Raw genomic sequence first — 2,365 nt, 5'->3', positions numbered from 1 at the left:
ACTTAAGCTACGCTCAACGCTCGAACAGATTAAAAAGATGAGCGCCGAACTGGGGCTGACACTCAACCCTGTAAAAACATACATAACATCATTACATCATGGCTTTACGTGGCTTAAGAAAAAATGGTACTACACGAATACTGGGCGTATTATCACGCGTCCAATACCAAAGACTATTAAGCGAATGAGACGGCACTTACGCGCACTGACACGCCTCGCAGACCGTGGGGAAATCAGCTGGAAGCAAATCAGTGCAATGTATCATTCTTGGCGCGGTACACTCAAGCACTATAACGCGTGGAGAACAATTCAAAGCATGGACGCTTATTATAAACAGCTCAAAACGAAAAATGAGACACTTTAGGACAACGTAGGACAAATAGGAAAAAATTTGAAAGTCTTCAACAAGAGTCCAACAAGAGTCCAACAAGGACAAAAAACGGAAAGTATGATACTTTTCATCCGAATCCGTCCGAAATCATCCGAGAAATCCGAATTTACACGAGAGCAAGCGAGTACAATACGTGATTTTGAACATGTCGGAAACTCCGACAGATTCAATTTTTTAGCCACGCAAACAGCGTGGCTTTTTTAATATAGGAGGAAAAATATGGCATTGAATGGTATTGACATATCAAGTTATCAGTCAAGCATCAATATCGCAGCCGTGCCGGCTGATTTTGTCATCGTTAAAGCCACGGAAGGCACTGGCTACATAAATCCGTGTTTTCGCGCGCACGCCGACGCAACGCTAAACAGCGGCAAACTTTTAGGCATCTATCACTATATTAGCGGCGGCAACTGGCAGGCGGAAGCAGAATATTTTGTGAACGCTGTAAAAGACTATGTTGGTCGCGCCGTGCTCGCTCTGGATTTTGAAAGCGGCGATAATAGCGCTTATGGCGATACCGCGTATCTGCAGCAGTGTGCTCAAACCGTTTACAATCTCACTGGCGTGCATCCATTACTTTATGGCAGCCAACGCGATTATGGCAGACTCGCAGCCGTCGGCAAAGCCACAAATTGCGGCTTGTGGATAGCACAATACCGCGATTATGCTCACATAGGGTATCAGAACAATCCTTGGAATGAAGACGCTTATGATTGCGCTATACGCCAATACTCTAGCGCTGGGGCATTGCCAAACTACGGCGGCAACCTTGACCTTAACAAATTCTACGGTGACGCGGCAGCATGGCAAGCGTACGCAAGAAGCGATAGGCAGCCACAGCAGACGCAAGAACAGCAGCAGGCAGAACAGCCAATGCCAGCCATCTCCGAAATTACGCATGACGGGGATATTAGTACCGTTTACGTGCATATCCCATGGAGCGTGCAGCAGGATATCAGAATGGCTGTTGTGCGAGTTGGAAACGTTGTGACCGTAAATGGTTGCGGAGGCATGAACGCTGGAGACGCACAATGGGCTAAAGCAAATGAAACAATACCCGAAGGTTTCAGACCTACCTCGCTCGCAACAATCACACTAACTGGAGGACGCGGCGCATTGCTAGTACAGCCAGACGGCTCAATCTATTATGACGGCGATGCTCGAGATTGCACTACACACCTCAGCGGCGCGTGGGTAACAAAAGATAATCAACCAGAATAAATAAGGAGAAGAAAATATGACAAAACCAGAAGTAATCATCATCGGACTCACGGCTATTTTAATCGCACTAGACTACGTCACGGGACTAATGAAAGCGTTCGCAACACGTACTGTTTCTAGTAGCAAGATGCGCGCAGGCTTATACCATAAGGCTGGATATGCAATCGTGATTGCTTTAGCTTTCTTGCTTGAGCATGGGCAGCAGTATGTAAATCTTGGGTTTACAGTGCCTCTTATTACACCTGTATGCTTGTATATTGTTTTTGCAGAAGTGGTGAGCGTATTGGAAAACGCAGTAGCCTTGAACCCTGAGCTTGTGCATAGCGGCATTTTTAAAGTTTTTTTAAACTCTAACGACGCTTTGAAAGATGAAGCGCAATCGCAGGCTGGTAAGCACGCAGCGATTCTTGGCGATGGTGTAGAACCTACTGATCGCAGCATTAACCCAGAAGATGAGACTGGCGAAAACAAATAATATGCGCTACGCTTAAAGTATTCTCTAAATGAGAATACAAGTTGAAAATTAACAATTGCCCCTCGCTTCATGCGGGGGGTAATTTTTTATAACTATTTTTCAAATTGTGGAAATGGTATAATAGAAGTAGGTTCTTTTTAGCGTGTCGCACACGGTTTTAAGAGCAGTTTAATCGCTTAAATACGCTTAAACATAGTGGTTCAGGTGTGTCGTTTGGTGTGTCGTTACTGTTTGTGACTTGCTGAAAACGTTGAAATAAAGCCATTCTAATATACTAC

General features: G+C 45.0%; 2 protein-coding genes and 1 pseudogene. All 3 read left to right on the top strand.

The window, feature by feature from the left end:
* A pseudogene (locus P0106_RS07110) lies at positions 1-364 on the top strand (RNA-directed DNA polymerase); the annotation flags it as partial.
* A 246-nt stretch (positions 365-610) separates the two neighbouring features.
* On the top strand, positions 611-1,612 hold the full coding sequence (locus P0106_RS07105; protein ID WP_473730645.1) for a GH25 family lysozyme: 1,002 nt from the start codon (positions 611-613) through the stop codon (positions 1,610-1,612).
* A gap of 16 nt (positions 1,613-1,628) precedes the next feature.
* Positions 1,629-2,087: a phage holin family protein gene (locus P0106_RS07100; RefSeq protein WP_473730644.1), complete on the top strand. Its 459-nt coding sequence runs from the start codon at positions 1,629-1,631 to the stop codon at positions 2,085-2,087.
* Positions 2,088-2,365 lie beyond the last annotated feature (278 nt).

Source organism: Gardnerella sp. c11Ua_71, from assembly GCF_055818025.1.
Note: the sequence above shows the minus strand (reverse complement) of the source record. Positions and strands in the feature narration are given on the sequence as shown.

Excerpts from the sequence above, each read along its gene's own strand:
- P0106_RS07105 (WP_473730645.1), top strand. The coding sequence starts at position 611 with ATGGCATTGAATGGTATTGACATATCAAGTTATCAGTCAAGCATCAAT.
- P0106_RS07100 (WP_473730644.1), top strand. The coding sequence starts at position 1,629 with ATGACAAAACCAGAAGTAATCATCATCGGACTCACGGCTATTTTAATC.